15 protein-coding genes are annotated in these 22404 nt (G+C 72.2%); 3 read left to right on the top strand and 12 right to left on the bottom strand.

What is annotated here, in order from left to right; genetic code table 11:
- Window position 1: 1 nt before the first annotated feature.
- From ABZ493_RS15990 to ABZ493_RS15975, 4 genes are all read right to left on the bottom strand, one after another.
- Window positions 2–1627 (bottom strand): FGGY-family carbohydrate kinase, encoded by a 1626-nt coding sequence (locus ABZ493_RS15990; RefSeq protein ID WP_430583134.1) that lies wholly within the window; start codon window positions 1625–1627, stop codon window positions 2–4.
- A 278-nt stretch (window positions 1628–1905) separates the two neighbouring features.
- On the bottom strand, window positions 1906–3342 hold the full coding sequence (locus ABZ493_RS15985; protein ID WP_430583133.1) for a glycoside hydrolase family 43 protein: 1437 nt from the start codon (window positions 3340–3342) through the stop codon (window positions 1906–1908).
- 128 nt (window positions 3343–3470) lie between these two features.
- Window positions 3471–4550, bottom strand: a complete 1080-nt coding sequence (locus ABZ493_RS15980) for a LacI family DNA-binding transcriptional regulator (RefSeq protein ID WP_430583132.1) — start codon at window positions 4548–4550, stop codon at window positions 3471–3473.
- A complete protein-coding gene (locus ABZ493_RS15975; protein WP_430583131.1) occupies window positions 4547–5101 on the bottom strand; it encodes a GNAT family N-acetyltransferase in 555 nt (184 codons plus the stop codon). The genes ABZ493_RS15980 and ABZ493_RS15975 overlap by 4 nt, the downstream gene beginning before the upstream one ends.
- Before the next feature lie 69 nt (window positions 5102–5170).
- Between ABZ493_RS15975 and purU the strand changes: the two genes are divergently transcribed.
- The gene (purU, locus tag ABZ493_RS15970; RefSeq protein ID WP_430583130.1) at window positions 5171–6028 is read left to right on the top strand and encodes a formyltetrahydrofolate deformylase; all 858 of its coding nucleotides are present in this window, start codon (window positions 5171–5173) and stop codon (window positions 6026–6028) included.
- A gap of 88 nt (window positions 6029–6116) precedes the next feature.
- Here purU and ABZ493_RS15965 read toward each other — a convergent pair whose 3' ends face one another.
- Together ABZ493_RS15965 and ABZ493_RS15960 are read right to left on the bottom strand one after the other, a co-directional pair.
- A complete protein-coding gene (locus tag ABZ493_RS15965) occupies window positions 6117–7007 on the bottom strand; it encodes a VOC family protein (protein ID WP_430583129.1) in 891 nt (296 codons plus the stop codon).
- Window positions 7008–7036: 29 nt separating this feature from the next.
- Complete coding sequence (locus tag ABZ493_RS15960; RefSeq protein WP_430583128.1) at window positions 7037–7651, bottom strand: NAD(P)-binding domain-containing protein; 615 nt, start codon at window positions 7649–7651, stop codon at window positions 7037–7039.
- A 115-nt stretch (window positions 7652–7766) separates the two neighbouring features.
- Here ABZ493_RS15960 and ABZ493_RS15955 point away from each other — a divergent pair, with 115 nt between their 5' ends.
- Both ABZ493_RS15955 and ABZ493_RS15950 read left to right on the top strand, forming a co-directional pair.
- Complete coding sequence (locus ABZ493_RS15955) at window positions 7767–8288, top strand: MarR family transcriptional regulator (RefSeq protein WP_430583127.1); 522 nt, start codon at window positions 7767–7769, stop codon at window positions 8286–8288.
- Window positions 8289–8470: 182 nt separating this feature from the next.
- On the top strand, window positions 8471–9844 hold the full coding sequence (locus ABZ493_RS15950) for an endo-1,4-beta-xylanase (RefSeq protein ID WP_430583126.1): 1374 nt from the start codon (window positions 8471–8473) through the stop codon (window positions 9842–9844).
- A gap of 52 nt (window positions 9845–9896) precedes the next feature.
- Here ABZ493_RS15950 and ABZ493_RS15945 read toward each other — a convergent pair whose 3' ends face one another.
- From ABZ493_RS15945 to pulA, 6 genes are all read right to left on the bottom strand, one after another.
- Complete coding sequence (locus tag ABZ493_RS15945) at window positions 9897–10631, bottom strand: ATP-binding cassette domain-containing protein (RefSeq protein WP_430583125.1); 735 nt, start codon at window positions 10629–10631, stop codon at window positions 9897–9899.
- On the bottom strand, window positions 10628–11842 hold the full coding sequence (locus ABZ493_RS15940) for an ROK family transcriptional regulator (protein ID WP_430583162.1): 1215 nt from the start codon (window positions 11840–11842) through the stop codon (window positions 10628–10630). Before ABZ493_RS15940 ends, ABZ493_RS15945 begins: the two co-directional genes overlap by 4 nt.
- A gap of 114 nt (window positions 11843–11956) precedes the next feature.
- Window positions 11957–13135 (bottom strand): multiple monosaccharide ABC transporter permease, encoded by a 1179-nt coding sequence (gene mmsB / locus ABZ493_RS15935; RefSeq protein ID WP_430583124.1) that lies wholly within the window; start codon window positions 13133–13135, stop codon window positions 11957–11959.
- A complete protein-coding gene (mmsA, locus tag ABZ493_RS15930; protein ID WP_430583123.1) occupies window positions 13132–14691 on the bottom strand; it encodes a multiple monosaccharide ABC transporter ATP-binding protein in 1560 nt (519 codons plus the stop codon). The genes mmsB and mmsA overlap by 4 nt, the downstream gene beginning before the upstream one ends.
- Before the next feature lie 138 nt (window positions 14692–14829).
- Window positions 14830–15990, bottom strand: coding sequence for a multiple monosaccharide ABC transporter substrate-binding protein (gene chvE / locus ABZ493_RS15925; protein ID WP_430583122.1), 1161 nt, complete (start codon window positions 15988–15990; stop codon window positions 14830–14832).
- Window positions 15991–16300: 310 nt separating this feature from the next.
- Window positions 16301–22180: a pullulanase-type alpha-1,6-glucosidase gene (pulA, locus tag ABZ493_RS15920; RefSeq protein WP_430583121.1), complete on the bottom strand. Its 5880-nt coding sequence runs from the start codon at window positions 22178–22180 to the stop codon at window positions 16301–16303.
- Window positions 22181–22404 lie beyond the last annotated feature (224 nt).

Here is a 22404-nt window from a genome sequence, read left to right as displayed (position 1 = left end):
GTCAGAGGGCTGCGGTGGCGGCGCGCTCGACCGCGAGGCCGGCGGAGTACCGCTCCAGGTAGGCGGCGAAGCCGGCGACGTCGTCCGCGTCGGGCTCCGCGACGTCGAGCCGGGCGTCGGCGAAGACGCGCTCGGCCAGGTAGGCGTCGAGGGCGGGCGCGTCGCCGTCGGCCTCGGACCGCGCGGCGGCGTACGCCGCGAGGAGCGCGATGCCCCAGGCGCCGCCCTCCCCCGCCGTCTGGCCGACGGCGACGGGGGCGTCGATCGCGCCGGCGAGCAGGCGCTGGGCGACGCCCGCCGTCTTGAACAGGCCACCGTGCGCGAACATCGTGTCGATCGCGACGCCCTCGCCGTGCAGCACGCGCATGCCGAGCGCGAGGGTGCCGAACACGCCGTAGAGCTGCGTGCGCGCGAAGTTCGCCAGCGTGAGGCGGCTGTCGGGGGTGCGCACGACGAGCGGGCGCCCCTCGTCGAGGCCCGTGATGGGCTCGCCGGCGAGGTAGTTGTAGGCGAGCAGGCCGCCGCCGTCGGGGGCGCCGTCGAGCGCGGCCCGGAAGAGCGCGCCGAAGACGGCGTCCGGCTCGGCCGGCGCGCCGAGCGCGGCCGCGAACTGGCCGAAGACGCCGGCCCACGCGTCGAGCTCGCTGGCGCCGTTGTTGCAGTGCACCATCGCGACGAGGTCGCCGGCGGGCGTGGTGACGAGGTCGAGCTCGTGGTGCACGGAGGTCAGCGGCCGCTCGAGCACGACCATCGCGAAGATCGACGTGCCCGCGCTGATGTTGCCGGTGCGCGGCGCGACCGAGCCGGTGGCGACCATGCCGGTGCCGGCGTCGCCCTCGGGCGGGCACAGCAGCACGCCGGGCTGGAGGGTGCCCGTGGGGTCGAGCAGCGCGGCGCCCTCCGCGGTGAGCCGGCCGGCGTCCTCGCCCGCGGTGAGCACCTGCGGCAGCAGGCCCTCGACGTGCAGCCCCGGCCGCTTGGCAGCCGCGAGGTGGCGGAACTGCTCCAGCATCCGCGCGTCGTAGTCGCCCGTGGCCGGGTCGATCGGGAACATGCCGGACGCGTCGCCGACGCCGAGCACGTGGCGGCCGGTCAGCGCGCGGTGCACGTACCCGGCCAGGGTGGTGAAGGACGCGACCTGCGGCACGTGCGGCTCGTCGTCGAGGATCGCCTGGTAGAGGTGGGCGATCGACCAGCGCAGCGGGATGTTGTGCCCGAAGAGCGCGGAGAGCTCCGCGGCCGCCGGCCCGGTGTTCGTGTTGCGCCAGGTGCGGAACGGCACGAGCAGCTCGCCGTCGGCGTCGAACGGCAGGTAGCCGTGCATCATCGCCGAGACGCCCAGGGCCGCATAGGTCGTGGGGCGCACGCCGTAGCGTCGCTCGACGTCGGCCACGAGCGCGGCGTACGCACCCTGCAGCCCGGCGTGCACGGCGTCCAGCGAGTACGTCCACACGCCGTCCGCGAGCTCGTTCTCCCACGCGTGCGAGCCGCTGGCGAGCGGCGCGTGGTCCGGCCCGATGAGGCACGCCTTGATGTTGGTCGAGCCGAGCTCGATGCCGAGCGTCGTCCTCCCGGCGGCGATCGCGTCCCGGATCTCCGTCACGTCGCCCGTGCCCTGCTCCGACATCCCTGCTCCGTCCCCGCCCGGCCGGGCGTCGTGGTGGTCGATCCATGTTAGCGCTCACATGCAGCGCTCCCCAACCCGCGAGGTAGTCCCAGTCCGGTCGAGGTAGTCCCAGTCTCGCCGAGGTAGTCCCAGTCTGGCCGAGGTAGTCACCACCCTGCCGAGGTAGTGGACCAGACCACTACCTCGGCAGGAGGAGTACTACCTCGACAGGATCGTGACTACCTCGACAGGATCGTGACTACCTCGACAGGATCGTGACTACCTCGACAGGATCGTGACTACCTCGTCGAGTGGCCGGGCGTGACGACGTCGAGCCGTGCCGGCTCGCTGCGCACCTCGCCGTGGGCGTTGGCGACGACGGCGCGCACGAGCAGGCCGTCGGGCTCGCGCCCCGCGTGCTTGAGGGTCCAGCGGGCGGTGCCGCCCGTGGCGCGCGTCGCGGCGGCCGGGGCCGGCGACCAGGTGGCGCCCTCGTCGTCGGAGACCTCCCACGTGACGACCGGCACCGGCGTGCCGGACACCGCGACCTCGAACGACGCGGGCCGGTTGCCGCGGACGGTCACGTCGCGCGGGTCCGCCGTGACGGTCGGCTCCTCGACCGTCTGGTCCACCGTCGGCCACCCGTCCTCCCACCCGAGGCGCTGGAGGCCGAGCGTCGGGAAGCCGGGGATCTCCGCGTTCGCGGCGTCGTAGTAGTGGAAGGCGAGGACGCCGTCGGACACCGACTGGCCGCCCGGGCCCACGACCGCTCCGTGCGACGAGAGCAGCACCGTGCCGCCGCCGTCGGCCATGTCCTTGCCGCCGGAGTCGAGGTACGGCCCGGCGACGTCGCGCGACCGGCCGACGGCCACCTGGTAGGTGCTGTCGAGGCCCTGGCAGCACCGGTCGAACGACACGAACAGGTAGTACCAGCCGTCGTGCTCGGTGATGTACGGCGCCTCGACCGGGTTACCCGCCATCATGCGGTCGACCAGGTGCGTGGCGTTCTCCAGCGCGCCGTCGGCGAGCTTGCCGCTGGGCCACTCGAGCTCGACGAGGAAGACGCCGTACCAGTACGAGCCGATCGCCATGTACGGGGTGCCGTCCGCGCCCTCGACGATGCCCGCGTCGATGGCGTTGAAGGTCTTGCCGCCGGCGATGTCGTTCGGCGAGCTGATGACCGGACCCTGGTCGACCCACGCGTAGTCCGGGTCGTCCGGGTCGAGCGTCGTGTTGGTGGCGAGGGCCGTGACCGACGTGTTCGTGCCGAAGCGCGACGCCGAGTAGTAGAGGTAGTAGGTGCCGTCGTGCTCGTACACCTCCGGCGCCCACAGGTTGTCGGGCAGCACGCCGCTGCCGTCCGCCGCGAAGCGCTCGTCGATCCAGGCGGGGATCTCGTCCCAGACGGTGCCGTCGAAGGCCCAGGTCACGCCCTCGTCGTGGCTCGACCACATCTGGATGGTGCCGCCCTTCTCGCGGTTCACCAGCCCCGTGGTGTACACGCGCCAGGTGCCGTCGTCGTCGACGACGAGCGCAGGGTCGTGCACCGGCGAGGTCTCGCCGGTGACCGAGAGGCCTCCGGTCGGGTCGGTCGCCGCCGGACGGCCGCGCTCGGCCGCGTCGGGGGTGGCGGTGGCGGGGCCGACGGCGGTGGCGGCGACCAGAGACGCGCCCAGCAGGGCCGTCGTCAGCACCCCGGCCGCGGCGGCCCGGACCCGCCTGAGAGATCTGTGCATCGTGACTCCTCTACAACGATGTAGAACTGCGAACGCGCCGAATCTACCCAGCCGCCACGACGGCGGTCAACGAACGGGTCGGCGAGCGGGCCGGCGAAGAGCTCCACGAGGAGGTCGACGACCTGCGGTCAGCGGGCGGGCGGCGGCGCCGTGCTGGAGCGCACCACGAGCTCGGGCACGATCCGCTCGGTCGGCACGCTGGCGTCGGCCAGCGCCGCGACGACCATCGCCACGCTCCGCTCCCCCAGCACCCCGAACGGCTGGCGCACCGTGGTCAGCGGGGGCACGAAGTACGCCGCGCCCGCGACGTCGTCGAAGCCCACCACGGACACGTCGTCGGGCACCGAGAGCCCCCGCTCCCAGAACGCGCGCAGGACGCCGAGCGCGAGCTGGTCGTTCCCCGCGAACACCGCCGTAGGGCCCTCGTGCGCCACCACGGCCTCGGCCAGGTCGCGACCGGCGGCGTACCCGTCGCCGGCGGACCAGGTGCAGTACCGCGGGCGGCTCGGCGAGATCCCCCGCGCCTCGAGCGCCTCCCGCCAGCCGGCGGCGCGCTCGCGGGCGTCGAACCAGTCCTGCGGGCCGGCCACGTGCAGGACGTCGCGGTGCCCCAGGTCGAGCAGGTGCTCGGTCGCGGCGCGCGCCCCCGCGCGCTGGTCGACCGCGAGCGACAGCGTCGTCGGGCCGGCCGCCGTCGTGCCGGCGTCGCGCGGCAGCTTCTCCAGTGCCGCGACCACGAGCACCGGCACCGGCGCCCGGAAGGACTCGACCGCGGCGGCGACGTCGTCCTGCGGCGCGATGACGACGATCGCCTCGACGCCCTGGTCCATGAAGTGCTCCAGGGCCTCGTGCATCGCCTCGGCGTCGTAGCGCCGCAGCGTCGCGACGGAGACGAAGTACCCCTGGTCACGCGCCGCACCCTCGATGGCGATGAGCGTGCTGGTCGGCCCGAACAGCGCCGAGCCGGTCGTCACCACGCCGAGGGTCGTCGAGCGCGCCGTGGCCAGCGCGCGGGCGGCGCTGTTGCGCCGGTAGCCGAGGCTCGCGATGGCCTCCAGCACCCGCTCGCGCGTCTCGCCGCGCACGCTCGGGTGGTCGTTGAGCACCCGGGAGACCGTCTGGTGCGAGACCCCGGCGACCGCCGCGACGTCGGCCATGGACGGGCGCCGCGACCGAGGACGCGTCGCCTGCCCGCCGGCGTCGGTCATCGCTCCTGCGCCGCGTTCCTCGCGTCGACCTCGTCGAGCACCCGGCGCAGGTAGGTGAGCGTGAGCTTGCCCGCCGCCCGGTCGTACTGCTCCTCGTAGCCGTGCTTGGTGTACATGGCGAGGTTCTTCTTCGAGTCCTTGCCCGTGAACGCCCACACCTCCGTCACCTCGGACGGCAGGAACTGCAGGATCGCGAACATCAGCGACGTGCCGATGCCCTTGGCCTGCTGGTCCGGCGCGACGGCGAGCCGCCCGAGCGTCGCCTTCGGCCCCTCGATCTCCAGGCGCAGCGACCCCACCAGGCGGTGTCCCTCCCACGCTCCGACCGTCACGACGTCGTCGCGCGCCATGTCGTCGCGCAGCTCGTGCAGCGTCTGCGTCAGCGGCGGGATGTGCGGGTCGTCGTACAGCTGCGCCTCGCTGACGAACGCCGCCCGACGCAGCGTCAGCAGCTCGCCCGCCTGGTCGTCCTCGACCAACGCGATCCGCAGCGTGTCGTCGCCGTTCCCCTGGTTGACTTCCTGGGCGTCAGTGCCGCGTGCCTCGCTCATGAGGACATCGTGGCAGACCGACGGCGGACGTGTCGTCGCGCGCCCGGGGCCGTCGGTGACAATGGGCGGGTGACGACCGAATGGGTGCTGACCCTCTCCTGCCCCGACCGCCCCGGGATCGTGCACGCCGTCGCGGGCGTGCTGGCCGAGCACGGCGGCAACATCACCGAGTCGCAGCAGTTCGGGGACCCGGCGTCGGGGCTGTTCTTCATGCGGGTGCAGGTGGCGCTCGACGTCGAGGAGGCGGCCGGGCGCGACGCGCTCACGGCCGCGGTCGCGCCGGTGGCGGAGCGGTTCGGCATGACCTGGGAGCTGGACGTCGTCGGCCGCCGCCTGCGCACGCTGGTGCTGGTCAGCAAGGCGCCGCACTGCCTGGTGGACCTGCTGTACCGCGAGCGGTATCAGGGCATGCCGGTCGACGTCGTCGGCGTCGTCGGCAACCACGCCGACCTCGAGGACATGGCGGCGTTCTACGGCAAGCCGTTCCACCACGTGCCGGTCACGAAGGACACGAAGGCGCAGGCGGAGGACCGCCTGCGGGAGCTGGTGGCCGAGCTCGACGTCGAGCTGGTCGTCCTCGCGCGGTACATGCAGATCCTGTCGGACGAGCTGTGCCGCGACCTGCAGGGCAAGGTCATCAACATCCACCACTCGTTCCTGCCGAGCTTCAAGGGCGCGCGCCCGTACGCCCAGGCGCACGACCGCGGCGTCAAGCTCATCGGCGCGACGTCGCACTATGTCACGGGCGACCTCGACGAGGGCCCGATCATCGAGCAGGACGTCGAGCGCGTCGACCACTCGCGGGCCGTCGCGGACCTCGTCGCCATCGGCGAGGACGTCGAGCGCCGCACCCTCGCGCGCGCCGTGCGCTGGCACGCCGAGCACCGCGTGCTGCTCGACGGCCACCGCACCGTCGTCTTCCGCTGACCCCCCTGCCGAACAGGCGGTTGACACCGTGATGGGCGGCCAAGTCTCCCCATCACGGTGTCAACCGCCTGTTCGGCGAGGATCCGGGTCAGGCCACCGAGACCTCGACGAGGGTGTTCCACGGGTCGTCGAAGCGCAGGGTCTGGCCGTCGTCGCGCGCCGCGACTCCGGCGTGCTTCAGCCGGTCGGCGAGCGCGCCGACCTCGTCGCGCGTCGGCACGGTGAGCGCCACCTGCCCGAGCCCGAGCGTCGCGGCCCGCGGCCCGGCGCCCGCGCTGTTCCAGGTGTTCATCGCCATGTGGTGGTGGTAGCCGCCGGCGGCGACGAACAGCGCGCCGTGGAACGTCGCCATGATCTCGAAGCCGAGGGTGTCGACGTAGAACCGCTGCGCCGTGGGGATGTCGCCCACCTGGAGGTGGACGTGCCCGACCTGCGCAGCCTGCCCCGAGGTGCCCGCCAGGGCGTCCTCGGTGAGGTGCCGCTGCAGGAACTCCTGCGGGTCGAACCAGTCGGAGCCCATGGCGACGCGGCCGCCGCCGTCGTGCTGCCAGACCTCGCGCGGGCGGTCCCAGTAGAGCTCGATGCCGTTGTCCTCGGGGTCCGTGAAGTAGAACGCCCGCGACACCCAGTGGTCGGAGTTCCCCGCGAACCGCGACAGCGGGTGCCGCGCGGCGTGCGCCACGGCGGCGGCGAGCGCCGCCTCCGTGTCGAACAGCACGGCCGTGTGGAACAGCCCGGCCTGGTTGCGCGACGTCGCCGGCAGCCCGGGCGTGTGCTGGAGCGCGACGACGGGCACCCCGCCGCGCCCGAGCACCACCCGGCCGGGCGCACCGAGGGCGGGTAGCTCCTCGAGCGCGATCGCCTCGCGGTAGTAGGCGCTCATCGCGCCGAGGTCACCCACGTGCAGGGTGACGGCGCCCATCGCGGTCTCGGCCGCGAGGAGGTCGGGACGGCGGGTCGGCGAGGACTGCGAGGTCATGGTCGGCTCCTGGCGTTGGGGGACGAGGGTCAGAGCAGTGCGAACCCGGTGGTCCACTGCGTTGCCTCCCCCGCGGCGAGGGTCAGCTGCAGGAACCCGAGCGACTCGAGCTCGCGGGCACGCTTGAGCGACCCGGCGTCGACGACGCGGACGGCGGAACCGTCGAACGCGGCGGCGAACGCGGCCTTGGCGTCGGCGTCGTCGCCCGCGACGAGGACGGTCGTGGGCACGCCGCCCACGGTGCCGCTCACGAGCGTCGCGGCGAAGTTCGTGTTGAACGCCTTGAGCACCGTCGCGTCGGGCAGCTTCTCGGCCAGCCCGGCGGCGGCGGAGGAGTCGGCGGGCACGACGAGCGCGTCGAAGGTGGCGAAGTCGAGCGGGTTGGTGAGGTCGACGACGGTGCGGCCGGCGAGCTGGTCGCCGTAGGTCGCCACGACGTCGTCGAGCGCCGGGTACGGCAGCGCCAGCACGACGATCTCGCCTGTGAGCGGCTCGCCGAACGCGGCGGCGGTGACGGCGGGGTCCACCGCGGCGGCCTCGGCGACGTCGCGGGCCACGACCTGCACGTCGTTCCCGCCGGCGAGCGCGAGCCCGGCGATCGCGGTGCCCATGTTCCCGGCGCCGATGATGCTGATGGTGGCCATGGTTCCTCCTGAGGATCCGTCGTCGACCCGTTTGGTTGACGCTACAACCAACATAGACCGCTATAGTTGTAGCGTCAACCTTCGTTCGGGGGTGACGGAACAGGAGGGCGATCACGTGACCACGACCCGGCGCACGACGGCGGCCGACGACGAGCCGCGCTGGCTCGACGCCGAGCAGATGCGCACATGGCTCCGGCTGCAGGCGGTGATCGAGCTCCTGCCCGCCACGCTCGACCAGCAGCTGCGCCGCGACGCGGACCTCACCCACTTCGAGTACATGGTGCTCGCGATGCTGTCCGAGGCGCCCGGTCGAGACCTGCGCATGACCGAGCTCGCCCGCCTCACCAGCGCCACGCTCCCCCGCCTCTCGCACGTGGCCCGCCGGCTCGAGGCGCGTGGCTACGTCGAGCGCTGCACCGCGCCGGACGACCGTCGCGCGACGATCGCGCACCTCACCGACGAGGGCTGGCGCAAGGTCGTCGCGAGCGCCCCGGGCCACGCGCGCACGGTGCTCCAGGACGTCTTCGACGACCTCGACCCGGACGAGGTCAGCACCCTCGCCGGCGCCCTCGACAAGGTCCTCGCGCACATCGACCCGCACGACCGCTTCGGCCTCGGCGAGCGCTCCGCCCGCTGAGCCGCGCCGCCCCATAGCCCGGACCACCCCCGACCTCGACGACGAATTCACCCGCCGGGGTTGTATCGAAAACGTTTTCTACCTAGCCTCGGGTCGTCGGCGACCCCGACCGCTCGATGACGAGGCCTCGTGGCAGAGCACCACTCAAGGATGAGCACGCTCGAGAACGAAGGATGGGATCGATGAAGCGCACGACGACGCGATGGCGCGCCGCGGTGGGAGCGACGGTGGCCGGTCTCGGCATCCTCGCCGCGACCGCCCTGAGCGCGCAGGCCGCCGGGAGCACGCTGCACGAGGCGGCAGCGGACCAGGGCCGCTACTTCGGCACTGCCCTCGCGCAGGGCAAGCTGAACGACTCGCAGTACACGACGATCGCGGACCGCGAGTTCGGCATGATCACGGCCGAGAACGAGATGAAGATGGACGCCACCGAGCCGCAGCAGGGGGTGTTCAACTACTCCGCCGGCGACCGGATCGCCGACTGGGCCACCAGCCACGGCAAGCGGGTGCGCGGTCACGCGCTCGCGTGGCACTCCCAGCAGCCGGGTTGGATGCAGAACATGAGCGGCTCGCAGCTGCGGCAGGCGATGCTCAACCACGTCACCCAGGTCGCGACGCACTACCGCGGCAAGATCTACGCGTGGGACGTGGTCAACGAGGCGTTCGCCGACGGTTCCTCCGGCGCCCGGCGTGACTCCAACCTCCAGCGCACGGGCAACGACTGGATCGAGGCGGCGTTCCGCGCCGCCCGGGGGGCGGACCCGAACGCGAAGCTCTGCTACAACGACTACAACACCGACAACTGGAGCCACGCCAAGACGCAGGCCGTCTACCGCATGGTCGCCGACTTCAGGTCCCGCGGCGTGCCGATCGACTGCGTCGGCTTCCAGGCCCACTTCAACAGCGGCAACCCGGTGCCGAACAACTACCACGAGACGCTGCAGAACTTCGCCGACCTCGGCGTGGACGTGCAGATCACCGAGCTGGACATCGAGGGCTCCGGCAGCTCGCAGGCCGAGCAGTACCGGGGCGTCACACAGGCGTGCCTCGCGGTCTCACGGTGCACCGGCATCACCGTGTGGGGCGTGCGCGACACGGACTCGTGGCGGGCGAGCGGCACCCCCCTGCTCTTCGACGGCAACGGCCAGAAGAAGGCCGCCTACACCGCGGTCCTGAACGTCCTCAACGACGGCCAGGGCGTCCCCGGCGACGGCGACCCCGACCCGGGCGAGACCACCCCGCCGCCCACCGGTGGCAACGGCTGCACGGCCACCTACTCCGAGGGGCAGAAGTGGGGCGACCGCTTCAACGGGACCGTGACCATCAAGGCCGACCGGAACATCTCGTCCTGGACCTCCACCGTGACCGTCAGCTCCGCCCAGCGCATCAGCGCCACCTGGAACGGCGCGCCCACCTGGGACTCGTCGGGCAAGGTCATGACGATGCGCCCGGCCGCCAACGGGACGCTGTCCGCCGGGCAGACGACCTCGTTCGGCTTCACCGTGATGCACGGCGGGGACTGGACGTGGCCCACCGTCAGCTGCTCGGCCTCCTGAGCCGCTGACCTCGAAACCCCTGAGGGCCGCGGGGCACCCCTCCCCGTGGCCCTCAGGCCGCGCCGGTGATCGCCGCGAGGATCTCCTCGTGCGCGGCCGTCGCCGGGAACGACCCGTTGTTCCGGCCGTGCCGCAGCACCTCGATGCGGTCGGAGACCGCGCGCACGTCGTTGAGGTTGTGGCTGATGAGGATGACGCCCAGCCCCAGCTCGCGCAGGCGCTGGATGTGCGTGAGCACCTCGGCGGTCTGCGCCACCGAGAGCGCCGCCGTCGGCTCGTCGAGCACCACGATGCGGGGCTGGCCGATGAGGGTGCGCGCGATGGCGACCGCCTGGCGCTGTCCGGCGGACAGGTGCCGCAGCGGGGTCCGCACCGAAGGGATCCGGATCGTGAGGTGCTCGAGGAGCGCGCGGGTCTCGGTCTCCATGTCGCCGTCGCGCAGCAGCCCCGCCCGCCCGCGCAGCTCCTGCCCCAGGAACACGTTCGCCGTGACGTCGAGGTTCTCGCACACTGCCAGGTCCTGGAAGACGCTCGCGATGCCGAGCTGGTTCGCCGCCGACGGCGACGGGATCGACACGGGATCGCCGTCGATCTCCAGCTGCCCCGAGCTGGGGCTGAGCACGCCCGCCACGATCTGGGCGAGCGTCGACTTGCCCGCCCCGTTGTCCCCGACCAGGGCGACCACCTCGTGCGCGTGCACCTCGAGGTCCACGTCGACGAGGGCCTCGACGGCGCCGAAGTACCTGCTGACCTGCCGCAGCGCGAGCAGCGGCGTGCGTCCCCTCACCGGTTCCCCTCTCCTGTGCGGACCTGGCCCACGACGACGGCGCCGCGGGCCGCGTCGTCGGGCTGCTCCAGCAGGTCGGTGTGCTGCAGCGCGAGCGCGAGCGCTCCCTCCAGCTCGGCGCGCGTCCCCAGCGCCGCGGGCACCACCTCGAGAGGCGTGACCTGCTGCAACAGGGTCCGGCGGCGCAGCGCCTCGCGCAGCGGCCCGAGGAAGACCTCGCCCGTCGCGGCCAGCGCGCCCCCGACGACGACGAGCTCCGGGTTGAGCGACGTCGCCAGCCCGGCCACGACACCGCCGACCACCGTACCGGCGTCGGCGACGATCTCCCGACAGCCCGGGTCGTCCTCGTTCGTCAGGCGCACGACGTCGGCGAGGGTGAGGTTCCCGTGGCTGCTGCGCAGCGGCTCGAGCAGCGCCCGGTCCCCCACGACCGTGTCCAGGCAGCCGCGGCTGCCGCACGAGCAGATGTTGCCGGCCGGGTCCACCTGCACGTGCCCGATCTCGCCCGCCGTGCCCGCGACGCCGCGGTGCACGCGGCCCGCCAGCACGATGCCGGCCCCGACACCGTGGCCGGCGCGGACGTACAGCGCGTCGTGGACCTCGCGGGCGGCGCCCACCGTGCTCTCGGCGAGCGCGCCCAGGTTCGCGTCGTTGTCCACGAACACCGGCCGCGCCAGCCGCTTGGCCAGCACCTGCGCCACGGGCACGCCGTCCCAGCCGCGCAGGATGCCCCGCACGGTGACCTGCCCGCTGGAGGCGTCGACCGGCGCCGGCAGGCCGAGGCCGATGCCGAGCACCTCGTCGAGCTCCGACCCGACCCGCTCCAGCAGGTCGACGACGAGCAGGGCCGCGCGGTCGAGGCTCGTGTCGGCGCGGTGCTCCGCCGGCAGCGGCAGCACCTGCTCGGCGAGGACCTCGTGCGACACGTCCGCGATCGCCACCGTGAGCTGCCGCGTGCCCACCAGCACGCCCGCGACGAGCCCCACGCGGTGGGCGAGGGTGACGAGCTGCGCGCGCCGGCCCGAGCGGATCGTGTTGCGCACCTCGACCAGCTCGGCGGCGACGAGCTCCTTGACGATGGTCGACACGGTGGCGGGCGAGAGCCCGGTGGCCCCGGTGAGCTCGACCTGCGTCAGCCCGCCGTGCCGTTTCACCGCGTCGACGACGCGCGCGCGGTTCGCCTCGCGCAGCGACGACTGCGATCCCACCATCGGCAGCCGTCCTCTCACGCCGGGGAGTCTATGGTGCGACGACGCGCGGGGCGGCGGTCGTCCGCCGCCCCGCGCGTCGACGCGGGATGGTCCGGCCCCGGCCGGACCCCCAGGTCAGCGCAGCACCGAGGCGCGACGCTTGTTGTAGATGTCGAACGCGACCGCGAGCAGCAGCACCAGGCCCTTGACGACCTGCTGCATCGACTGCGGCACGCCCATCAGCTGCATGCCGTTGGACATGACGGCCATGATCAGACCACCGATCATGGCGCCGCCCACGCGGCCGACGCCGCCGGTGGTCGACGCGCCACCGATGAAGCACGCGGCGATCGCGTCGAGCTCGAACATGTTGCCGGCGCCCGGCTGGGCGCCGTTCATGCGCGAGGAGTAGACCACGCCGGCCACCGAGGCCAGGACGCCCATGTTCACGAAGATCCAGAAGTTGACCTTCCGGACCTTCACGCCGGACAGCTCGGCCGCGTGCCGGTTGCCGCCCACGGCGTAGACGTGCCGGCCGAAGACCGACTTCTGCGTGACCAGCGTGTACGCGATGATCAGCACGGCGAGGATGATGAGCACGATCGGCAGGCCGCGCGAGATGGACAGCTGGTACCCGAACCACATCACCACGACGGCGACCGCGACGAGCTTGACCACGAACAGCGGCATCGACTCGACCGTCTGCTGGTAGGCGATCTTGCCCTGGCGCGTGCGCCACTGGCTGACGCCGAAACCGACCACGGCGATGCCGAAGATGACCAGCGTGAAGACGTCGAACCCGTTGCCGCCGAGCAGGCCGTTGAGGAACCCGTTGGCGATGTCGTAGTAGGTGCCGCCGAACGGCGACAGCGACTTGTTGTCCAGCACGAGGAACGTCAGGCCGCGGAACAGGAGCATGCCGGCCAGGGTCACGATGAAGCCGGGGATCCCGACGTACGCGACCCAGAAGCCCTGCCAGATGCCGACGAGGAGGCCGACGAAGAGCGCGGCCAGCACGCCGACGTACCAGGGCATGCCCTGCCGGACGACGACGACGGCGCTCACGGCCCCGGTGAGGGCGACCACCGAGCCGACGGACAGGTCGATCTGCCCCGCGACGATGATCATCACCATCCCGATCGCGAGGATCAGGATGTAGGAGTACTGCAGGACGATGTTCGTGAGGTTCGTCGGCGAGAGGAAGTTCGGGTTCAGGGCGGCGAAGAGCACGACGATCGCCAGGAAGGCGATGACGATGCCGCTCTGGCGCATGTTCCGGGTCAGGATCTCCCGGACCGAGTCGATGGCGTTCATGAGGCGGATTCCTTCGTGGGCAGGGGCTGGTCGCGCTCGATCGTCATGAGCTCCATGAGGCGCTCCTGCGTCGCCTCGGCGACGGGGAGCTCACCGGTGATCCGACCGAAGGCGAGGGTGTACACGCGGTCGCAGATGCCGAGCAGCTCGGGAAGCTCGGAGGAGATGACGACGACCGCCTTCCCCGCCGCGACCATCTTGTTGATGATCGTGTAGATCTCGAACTTGGCGCCGACGTCGATCCCTCGGGTGGGCTCGTCGAGGATGAGCACGTCGGGGTCGGTGTACAGCCACTTGGACAGCACGACCTTCTGCTGGTTGCCGCCGGAGAGCTTGCCGACGTCGACCAGGACGTTGGGCGTCTTGATGTTGAGGGAGCCGCGGTACTCCTCGGCGACCCGCAGCTCCTCGTTGCCGTTGACCCAGCCGCGCGGGGCGAGCTTGGGCAGGCCGGCCGCGGAGATGTTGTGGCGGATGTCGTCGATGAGGTTGAGGCCGTAGTGCTTGCGGTCCTCGGTCGCGTACGCGATGTTGTGCCCGATCGCCTCGGACACGTTGCGGATCTGGATCGGCTTGCCGTCCTTGAAGACCTCGCCGCGGATGTTGCGCCCGTAGGTGCGGCCGAAGATGCTCATCGCGAGCTCGGTGCGCCCGGCGCCCATGAGGCCGGCGATCCCGACCACCTCGCCGGCGCGCACGTTGAACGACGCGTCGACGATGATCTGGCGGCCGATCTGCGTCGGGTGGTCGACGCTCCAGTGCTCCACCCGCAGCACCTCGTCGCCGACGACGGACGCCCGCTCGGGGTAGCGGTGCTCGAGGTCGCGGCCCACCATGCCGCGGATGATGCGGTCCTGGGTGGAGCCCGGCTCGGACATGTCGAGGGTCTCGATCGTCCGGCCGTCGCGGATGATCGTCGTGCGGTCGGCGATCTCCTCGATCTCGTTGAGCTTGTGGGAGATGATGATCGACGTGATGCCGTGCGCCTTGAGCTGGCGCAGCAGCTCGAGCAGGTGCTCGGAGTCGTCGTCGTTGAGCGCAGCGGTCGGCTCGTCGAGGATCAGCAGCTTGACCTCCTTCGAGAGCGCCTTGGCGATCTCGATGAGCTGCTGCTTGCCGACGCCGAGCTGGCCGACGGGCGTCGTCGGGTTCTCGTCCAGGCCGACCCGCTCGAGCAGGGCGTGGGCCTTCCGGTTCGCCGCGTTCCAGTCGATCATCCCGAACCGGTTCCGGGTCTCGTTGCCCAGGAAGATGTTCTCGGCGACCGACAGGTACGGCACCAGGGCGAGCTCCTGGTGGATGATGACGACGCCGCGGTCCTCCGAGTCGTTGATCGACCCGAACTCCGCGGGCGCGCCGTCGAAGACGATCTCGCCGTCGTAGGTGCCGTGCGGGTAGACGCCCGACAGCACCTTCATGAGCGTGGACTTCCCCGCGCCGTTCTCGCCGCAGATGGCGTGGATCTCGCCCTGCTCGACGGTCAGCGTGACGTCGGACAGCGCCTTGACGCCGGGGAACTCCTTGGTGATGGAGCGCATCTCCAGGATCGTGCTCATCTGCGCTCTCGTCCCTCCTTCGGTGGGGTGCGCCGCCGTCGGACTGGTCCGGGCGGCCCCGGGGGCGGGCCCGCCCGTCGTCGCCCCGCGAGGGAGCGGCGACGGGCAGGCCCGCCCGTGCGGGTCATGACCTGCGGATCAGTCGTCCGCCTGACCGGCCTTGACCTCGTCGGCGGTGTAGTACCCGGCGTCGATCAGCACGGGCTGGATGTCGTCCTTGAACACCGTCTGGACCTCGAGCAGGTACGAGGGCACGACCTTCACGCCGTTGTCGTACGTCTCGGTGTCGTTCGCCTCGGGGTCGTTGCCCTCCACGAAGGACTGCGTGGCCTTGACGGCCTGCTCGGCGAGGAGGCGCGTGTCCTTGAAGATCGTCGAGGACTGCACGCCGTCGTCGATGAGCTTGATGTTCGCGATCTCGGCGTCCTGGCCGGTGACGACGGGCAGACCGTCCTCGAGGGTCGGCCCCATGCCCGCGCTCTTGAGCGCGTTGATGATGCCGCGGGAGAGCACGTCGGCCGGCGCGAGCACGCCGTCCAGCTTCTCGCCACCCTGGTAGGTGGAGGTCAGCAGGTCCTCCATGCGCTTCTGAGCCGTCTCCAGCTCCCAGCGCTGCGTCGTGACCTGGCCGAAGTCGGTCTGGCCGGACGGGACGACGATCGTGCCGTCGTCGATGAGCGGCTGGAGCACCGACATCGCGCCGTCGAAGAAGAACCCGGCGTTGTTGTCGTCCGGGGACCCGGCGAAGAGCTCGATGTTGTACGGGCCCTTCTCGCCGGTCTCCTTGCCGTCGGCGTCGAGGTAGCCCAGGCCGCGCAGCAGGGCGTTGGCCTGCGCGACGCCGACCGCCTCGTTGTCGAACGTCGTGTAGAAGTCGACGTTCTCGCTGTCGCGGATCAGGCGGTCGTACGCGATGACCGGGATGTTCGCCGCGGCGGCCGCGTCGAGCTGGCTGGTCAGCGCGGTGCCGTCGATCGAGGCGATGACGAGGACGTCGACGCCCTCGGTGATCATCGAGTCGATCTGCTGCGTCTGGGTCGGGATGTCGTCGTTGGCGAACTGCAGGTCCACGGAGTAGCCGAGGTCCTCCAGGCCCTTCTTGACGTTGTTGCCGTCCTGGATCCAGCGCTCGTAGGTCTGCGTCGGCATCGCGACGCCGATCTTCACGTCGTCGTCGCCGTTGCCCGCGGCGCCGTCGGCACCGCCGCCACCGCCGGCCCCGGAGCCGCCGCACGCGGCGAGTCCCAGCGTCAGCGCCGCACCGGCGGCCACCGCGCCCATCGTCTTGGCGAGTCGCATCCTCGCGCTCCTTCTCGTCGTCGAGTGTCCCCCGGCGGCGGCCTTCGCCGCCGGCGCCCGGACGCCGGGGGAACCCCGGACGGCCGAGCCGGTCCGCGGTACAGACTGCTGCGTTCGAGTTCCGAAGTCAAAGCCTCGGCGGGTGGAAAGGGATAACGATCGCGTCACGGCCGCGCCACAGGGGCCCGGAATACGTGCCGGGGCAAGCGAAAAGGCCGTGGGACGGCGTCCGTCCCACGGCCTTCCCGGCCCCCTCGTCCCCGCGGCGGTCGATTCGTACGTCGAACACAACCGCGCGGACGCGGGGCGGTCAGCGCTGCGGGTCCTCCAGCACCGCGACGGTCCTCGCGGGCACGGTGACCGTGCCCGCCCGGGCGTCCCATCGGGTCGCCCTGACGACCTCGTCGTGGCCCGCGCGCTGCACGCCCGAGAGGCGGAAGTCGCGGCCCTTCAGGCCGGGCAGGTCGAGCGTCACCGGCTCGGGGGACGCGTTGAAGACCGTGAGCACCCCGTCGAGGCGCCGGTCCGCGTCGCGACCCACGGTGTCGTCCACCACCATCGCGACCACGCCGGGCGTCGCGTCCGGGCCCGAGCCCGGGAACGACACCTTCTCCTCGACCGCCGCGGCGCTGCCGAGGCGGAACAGCCGGGTCGACGAGCGCAGCTCGAGCAGCTCGCGCGCCGCCTGGGACGCCACCCGGATGTCCGACGGCGCGGGCTTGAGCGCCGGGTCCGCCAGGAGCGGCGCCATCACCGGCCACGCGTCGGAGTTGTCCGCCGCGGGCGGCAGGCCGCGGCCGAAGCCGTTGTCCTGCCCCGACCAGTCGATCGCGTTGAACCAGTCGCCCGAGTCGTAGGAGTTGCGGTCCAGCGACTTCGAGCGCAGCAGGTCCGTGCCCGCGTGCCAGAACGACGGGGTCTGGGCGAGCGCCGTCGTCGCGAGCGACACCGTGTTCATCCGCACCCGGTCGTCCATCGACGTCTCCTGCGGCAGCTTGAGCGTCAGCAGGTCGAAGAGCGTCTCGTTGTCGTGCGCGTCGACGTACGTGACGACCTCCTCCGGCGAGTCCGCGTACCCGGCCGGGGCGCCGCGGTAGTCGAGGTCCTCGCCCCGCGTCGTCTCGCCGGCGCCGTCGTCCGAGGCCCGGAACGCGAAGTCCCGGAGGTTGCCCGCCAGGCCGAGGCGCACCAGGTCGGTCTGGTGGCCGAGGTCCGCGCGCTCGTCGTCGGAGCCGTCGTTGACGCTGCCCGCGTCGCCCTCGCTGGCCTCCCGACCGTTCGGGTCGGTGAACAGCCCCGTGCCGAAGCCCTGCGTGAACCGTGACGCGGCGTCCACCGGCGACCCGCCGTGCACGGCGTCGCGCAGCCGGTCGCTGAACGTGCCGATGCCCGTGCCGCCGAGCTGCCCCTGCGTGGCCTGCGTGAACAGGGCGTTGTCCGCGACCTCGCCGAAGTTCCAGCCCTCGCCGTACAGGTAGACGGCGGACCCGTCGACGCCGTCCTCGCGGACGGTCAGGTCGTCGAGCGCCTCGCGCACGGCCAGCATGTTCTCCCGGCTGTGGTGGCCCATGAGGTCGAAGCGGAAGCCGTCCACCTTGTAGTCGCGGGCCCACGTGACCACCGAGTCGACCATGAGCTTGCCCGCCATCGCGTGCTCGGTCGCGACGTTCTGGCAGCAGGTGCTCGTCTCGACCGCGCCCGTCGTGGGGTTCAGCCGCTGGTAGTAGCCCGGCACGACCCGGTCGAGCACGCTCTTCGCGTCCTGGCCGCTCGCCGCGGTGTGGTTGAACACCTGGTCGAGCACCACCTGCAGGCCCGCGTCGTGCAGCGAGCCCACCATCGTGCGGAACTCGGCCACGCGCGCGCCGCCCTCGGCCTCGACGGCGTACGAGCCCTCGGGGACCGAGAAGTGGAACGGGTCGTAGCCCCAGTTGAAGCCGTCGCTCGCCGCGACGTCGGCGACCGCCGCCTGCTGCTCCTCGCCGTCGGGCGCGAACCCGGACAGGTCGCCCGTGGTCGCCTGGTCCGCGCGGTCCTCGGGGATCGTCGCGATGTCGAACGTCGGCAGCAGGTGCACCGTCGTCATGCCCGCGTCGGCCAGCTCGCGCAGGTGCGTCATGCCGTCCGAGCGCTGCTCTCCGAAGGCGAGGTACGTGCCGCGCTCCTTCGCCGGCACGGTCTCGTCGGAGATCGAGAAGTCGCGCACGTGCAGCTCGTAGATCGTCTGGTCCACGGCCCGCTCGACGACGGGCTGCGGCGTGGTGCGCCAGACCTTCGGCTGCCAGCGCTTGTCGTCCAGGCCGACGACGACCGAGTGCGTCGAGTCGAGCGTGAGGCCCACCGAGTACGGGTCGGTGACGACGTTCGTCTCGACCTTCCCGGTGCTCGGCACGTAGACCTGCACGGCGTACCGGTAGCGCGCGCCGTCCCACGGGAGCTTCTTGGCGGCCCGCTTGCCGTCGAGCGTCCACGAGCCGTCCCGCTCGCGCTCCGCGTCGAAGCGCTCGGGGTCCTCGCCCAGGTCGCGACCGGCAGGCCAGACCAGCAGGTCGACGTCCTGCGCCGTCGGCGCCCAGAGCGCGAACGAGGCCCACTTGCCGCTCGGGTGCAGCTCCGCGCCGAACGTACGCTTCGACGCCTGCTCGCTGTACAGGTCGTCGAGGACGCCCGGGACCTGCACCCCCGTGGCGGCGGTGAGGCCGTCGGCGGACGACCGCGTCACCAGGAGCTGGCCCGTGAGGAGCTCCTCGACCACGGCGCGGCCCAGCGGCTTCCCGTCGTCGCCCGCCGGCGCGAGGGCCGTGTGGCCCGCGAGCGCCGGGAAGTCGCGCGCGACGTCGTCGGGCACGTCCCCGGCGGGGACCAGGTCGTAGGACGCGGCCCCCTCCGGCAGGTCGCCGCCGTCCGGCCCCCGTACCTCGCCGTCCGCGACCTCAAGGCCGCCGTCCGGCGCCGTCCACAGGGTCCAGTCGTCGCCGGCGCCGAGGTCGCCCGGGGCGAGGACGAGACCCTCCCGCACCCAGTGCGCGGCCTGCTGCCCGGCCCCGGGGAGCGGCGGGTTCTCCACGCCGATCTCGAGCACGTGCGACGCGAGGTCGTACGAGAACGCCACCGTCTCGCCCTCGCCCACGCTGAAGGAGTAGTTGGCGCCGTCGGGCCTGCCGCCCACGCCGTAGTTCTCGGCCCAGCTCAGGCCGTGCGCCACCTTCGCCTCGTAGGCGCCGGCGGCGAGGTCGTCGGTCGACCACGTGTACCTGCCGTCGCCGTCCGGGTCCCGCAGCCACGACGCGAGGCAGTCGGGCGCCCACGACACAGGTTCTCCTGAACTGCTCCGGCAGCCCACCTGGTCCTGGAACGACCCCGCCAGCGTGACGACCGGACCCTGCGCGGTCGACGAGAAGTCGTGGCTCACCGGGTCCCAGTAGAACGTCACCTCGCCGCCGTCGTGCGAGTAGGTGGCGTTGCCGCCGTCGCGCACTCCCCCGACGCCGTAGTTGACGTCCCACGAGCCGTTGACGGCGACCTTGTACTCGTACTCGCCGGCGGGCAGGTCGAACGTGCCCTCCCACACGCCGTCCGGGCGCTTGGTGAGGCGCGCGCCCTCGCAGTCGGGCGTCCAGTCGCCGGCGCAGCCCATCTCGCTGTTGTGGCTGCCGGGCACGGTCACCAGGTCGATCTCGGGCTCGGGCTCGGTGTCGCCGACCACGCCGGACACGTCGACGCCGACGGAGGCGAAGGTCGAGGCGGCGGCGCGGTCGCCGTCGGCGTCCTGCGTCACGGCGCGGTACTCCACCAGCGTGCCCTCGGGCAGGTCGCCCGCGTCGTGGAAGACGCGCGGCGTGGTGTCCTCGGCGGTGCCGAGGGCGTGCCAGTCGGCGGTGCCGACCTCGCGCCATGCGAAGGACGTCTCCGCCCACGCGTCGTCGTCGACGTCGGCGGCCACGGGCGCTGTGCCGGTCACGGCCGCGCCCGCCGCGGGCACCGCGACCTCGAGCGTGCCGTCGGAGTCCGCGCCCACCGTGCGGTCCGCGCGCAGCACCAGGGCCGACGTCGCGGGGACGGTGACGGTGACCTCGCCGGCGTCGTCCGCCGTCACGGCCTCGCCGTCGCCGTACAGCACCTCGTACGACGCGCCCGGGGTGAGGGTCGTGAACGTCGCGCTATTCGCCTGCGCCGCGTTGTTGACGGCGACCAGGTGCTCGACCTTCTCCGCGCGGTCCACGCGGCTGAACGCGTAGATCCCGGCGCCGTTCTCCGCGTACCGCTCGACCTGCGCGCCGGTCGCGAGCGCCGGGTGCGCCTCGCGCAGCGCCGCGAGCTCGGCGATGTGGCCGTACAGCGGGGCGTCCGTGGCGTAGCGGTCGACGCTGCCGGCCTGCTCGCCCGTGACGAGCGGCTGGTCGGCGTACTCGTCCACCTGCGTGGCGAAGAGCGTCTGCCGGGCGTCCTTGTCCCCGCCGGTGCCGGCGAAGCCCTGCTCGTCGCCGTAGTACACGACTGGCTGGCCGCGCGTGAGGTACATGAGGTCGTGCGCCAGCTCGTCACGGGCCAGCGGCTCGTCAGTCCCGGCGAGCATGTAGCCCACGCGGCCCATGTCGTGGTTGCCGAGGAACGTCGGCAGCGCGGCCGCGGACTTCGTCGGCGTCGTGTACCGGTCGTCGCTCGCGAACAGGCTCGCCAGGCCGCGGGCGCTGTTGCCGCTCGCGTAGCTGGTCGCGGCCGCCTGGAAGGAGAAGTCGAGCACCGAGCTCATGTCGGTGTCGCGCACGTACGGCGACGTCTTGGCGGCGTCGGCGTCGTACACCTCGCCGAACATGAAGAAGTCGTCCTTGCCCTGCGCGTGCGCGTGGTCCATCACCTCGGCCGACCACGTCTCCCAGAACTCCGGGTTCACGTGCTTCACCGTGTCGATGCGGAAGCCGTCGATGCCGAGGTCGATCCAGTCGGAGTACACGTCGACGAAACCCTGCACGACGCGCGGGTCCTCCGTCATGAGGTCGTCGAGGCCGTCGAAGTCGCCGTACGTGACCGACTCCCCCGTCCACGTCGAGTTGCCCCGGTTGTGGTAGAGCGTCGGGTCGTTGAGCCACCCCGGGACCTTCGCGTCGGCGTCCTCGTCCGCGATCACCGGCGTGTAGGGGAACGACGTCGCGGCGTCGAGCTCGGGGAAGTCGTCCGAGCCCGCGACGTCGCCCGGGTCGAAGGCGTTCCCCGCGGCGTCGGTGTACGGCGAGGTGGCCTGGTCGACGTACCCGTACTCCCCCTCGGCGTAGTCGACGACGTCCGCCGTGTGGTTGGTGATGATGTCGAAGTAGACCTTGATGCCCTTGGCGTGGGCCTCGTCGATCAGGGCGCGCAGCTCGTCGTTGGTGCCCAGGTGCGGGTCGATCCGCGTGAAGTCCGTGATCCAGTAGCCGTGGTACCCGGCGCTCGCGTCGTCGCCCGTGCCCTGCACCGGGCGGTTGAGGAACGACGGCGTCAGCCAGATGGCGGTGGTGCCCAGCCCCTCGATGTAGTCGAGCTTCTCGCGCAGGCCGGCGATGTCGCCGCCCTGGTAGAAGCCCTTGTCGGTCGGGTCGAAGCCGTGGTCGAGCCGGTCGCCGTCGATCCCGCCGGTGTCGTTCGAGGCGTCGCCGTCGGCGAACCGGTCGGTCATGACGAAGTAGAACCGCTCGTCCGAGCCGGGCTGGCGCACCGGCGCCGCGACCAGCCCGGCGTCCGTCGCGTCGTCGTACGCGCCCGCCAGCGTCAGCGGGGTCAGCGCGACGCGGTGCGTCGTGTCGTCGTACGTGACCCGCACGCGCGCGTCGCCGCCCAGCACGAGCGGCGCGTTCTCGTCGGTGCCCTCGCGGCCGTACGACTCGTCCCAGGCGCCGTCGAGCGCGACCTTGTACTCGTACGTGCCCGCAGGCAGGTCGACGTCGGCGCTGAACGTGCCGTCGCCGGCGGGCGCGAGCGCCGTCGCCGCGCACGTGGGGTCCCAGTCCTCGGCGCAGCCGAGCTCGGTCTGGAGGCTCCCGACGAGCGTGGCGGTGCGGTCCGCGGCGCCCGCCACGGGCGCCGTCGTGAGGGCGAGCCCACCGAGGCCGGCGGACAGCGCCGGGACGGTGAGCGCGACGGCGGTCAGCGATGCCGCCACGCGACGGGTCGGGCGCCTTCGGTGGGCGCGGGCCTGGGCAGCACGAGGCATGGGAGGACTCCTTCGTCGTCCGGGCGCGCGGGTCGCGACCCGCGCCGACTGTACCGTTGCTGCAATGTTGCAGCAACGGTGACGGCGTTTCTTGTGTGAGCGGACGTTTGGCCCTGTTTCCCAGGGAAACAGGGCGCAAACGGACCCGCCCCCCCCCGCGGGGGGGGGGGGCCCCCCGCGGGCCCCCCCGGGGGGGGGGCGGGGGCCCCCGGGGGCGCCCGCGG

It is taken from the genome of Isoptericola sp. NPDC019482 (assembly GCF_040632295.1).
GTDB lineage: Bacteria > Actinomycetota > Actinomycetes > Actinomycetales > Cellulomonadaceae > Isoptericola.
This window is presented reverse-complemented; position numbering and strand designations above follow the sequence as displayed.

Coding starts and splice junctions, on each gene's coding strand:
- mmsB (WP_430583124.1), bottom strand. CDS start 13,135: ATGAACGCCATCGACTCGGTCCGGGAGATCCTGACCCGGAACATGCGC.
- chvE (WP_430583122.1), bottom strand. CDS start 15,990: ATGCGACTCGCCAAGACGATGGGCGCGGTGGCCGCCGGTGCGGCGCTG.
- ABZ493_RS15950 (WP_430583126.1), top strand. CDS start 8,471: ATGAAGCGCACGACGACGCGATGGCGCGCCGCGGTGGGAGCGACGGTG.
- ABZ493_RS15940 (WP_430583162.1), bottom strand. CDS start 11,842: ATGGTGGGATCGCAGTCGTCGCTGCGCGAGGCGAACCGCGCGCGCGTC.
- mmsA (WP_430583123.1), bottom strand. CDS start 14,691: ATGAGCACGATCCTGGAGATGCGCTCCATCACCAAGGAGTTCCCCGGC.
- ABZ493_RS15975 (WP_430583131.1), bottom strand. CDS start 5,101: ATGAGCGAGGCACGCGGCACTGACGCCCAGGAAGTCAACCAGGGGAAC.
- ABZ493_RS15960 (WP_430583128.1), bottom strand. CDS start 7,651: ATGGCCACCATCAGCATCATCGGCGCCGGGAACATGGGCACCGCGATC.
- pulA (WP_430583121.1), bottom strand. CDS start 22,180: ATGCCTCGTGCTGCCCAGGCCCGCGCCCACCGAAGGCGCCCGACCCGT.
- ABZ493_RS15965 (WP_430583129.1), bottom strand. CDS start 7,007: ATGACCTCGCAGTCCTCGCCGACCCGCCGTCCCGACCTCCTCGCGGCC.
- ABZ493_RS15980 (WP_430583132.1), bottom strand. CDS start 4,550: ATGACCGACGCCGGCGGGCAGGCGACGCGTCCTCGGTCGCGGCGCCCG.
- ABZ493_RS15990 (WP_430583134.1), bottom strand. CDS start 1,627: ATGTCGGAGCAGGGCACGGGCGACGTGACGGAGATCCGGGACGCGATC.
- ABZ493_RS15985 (WP_430583133.1), bottom strand. CDS start 3,342: ATGCACAGATCTCTCAGGCGGGTCCGGGCCGCCGCGGCCGGGGTGCTG.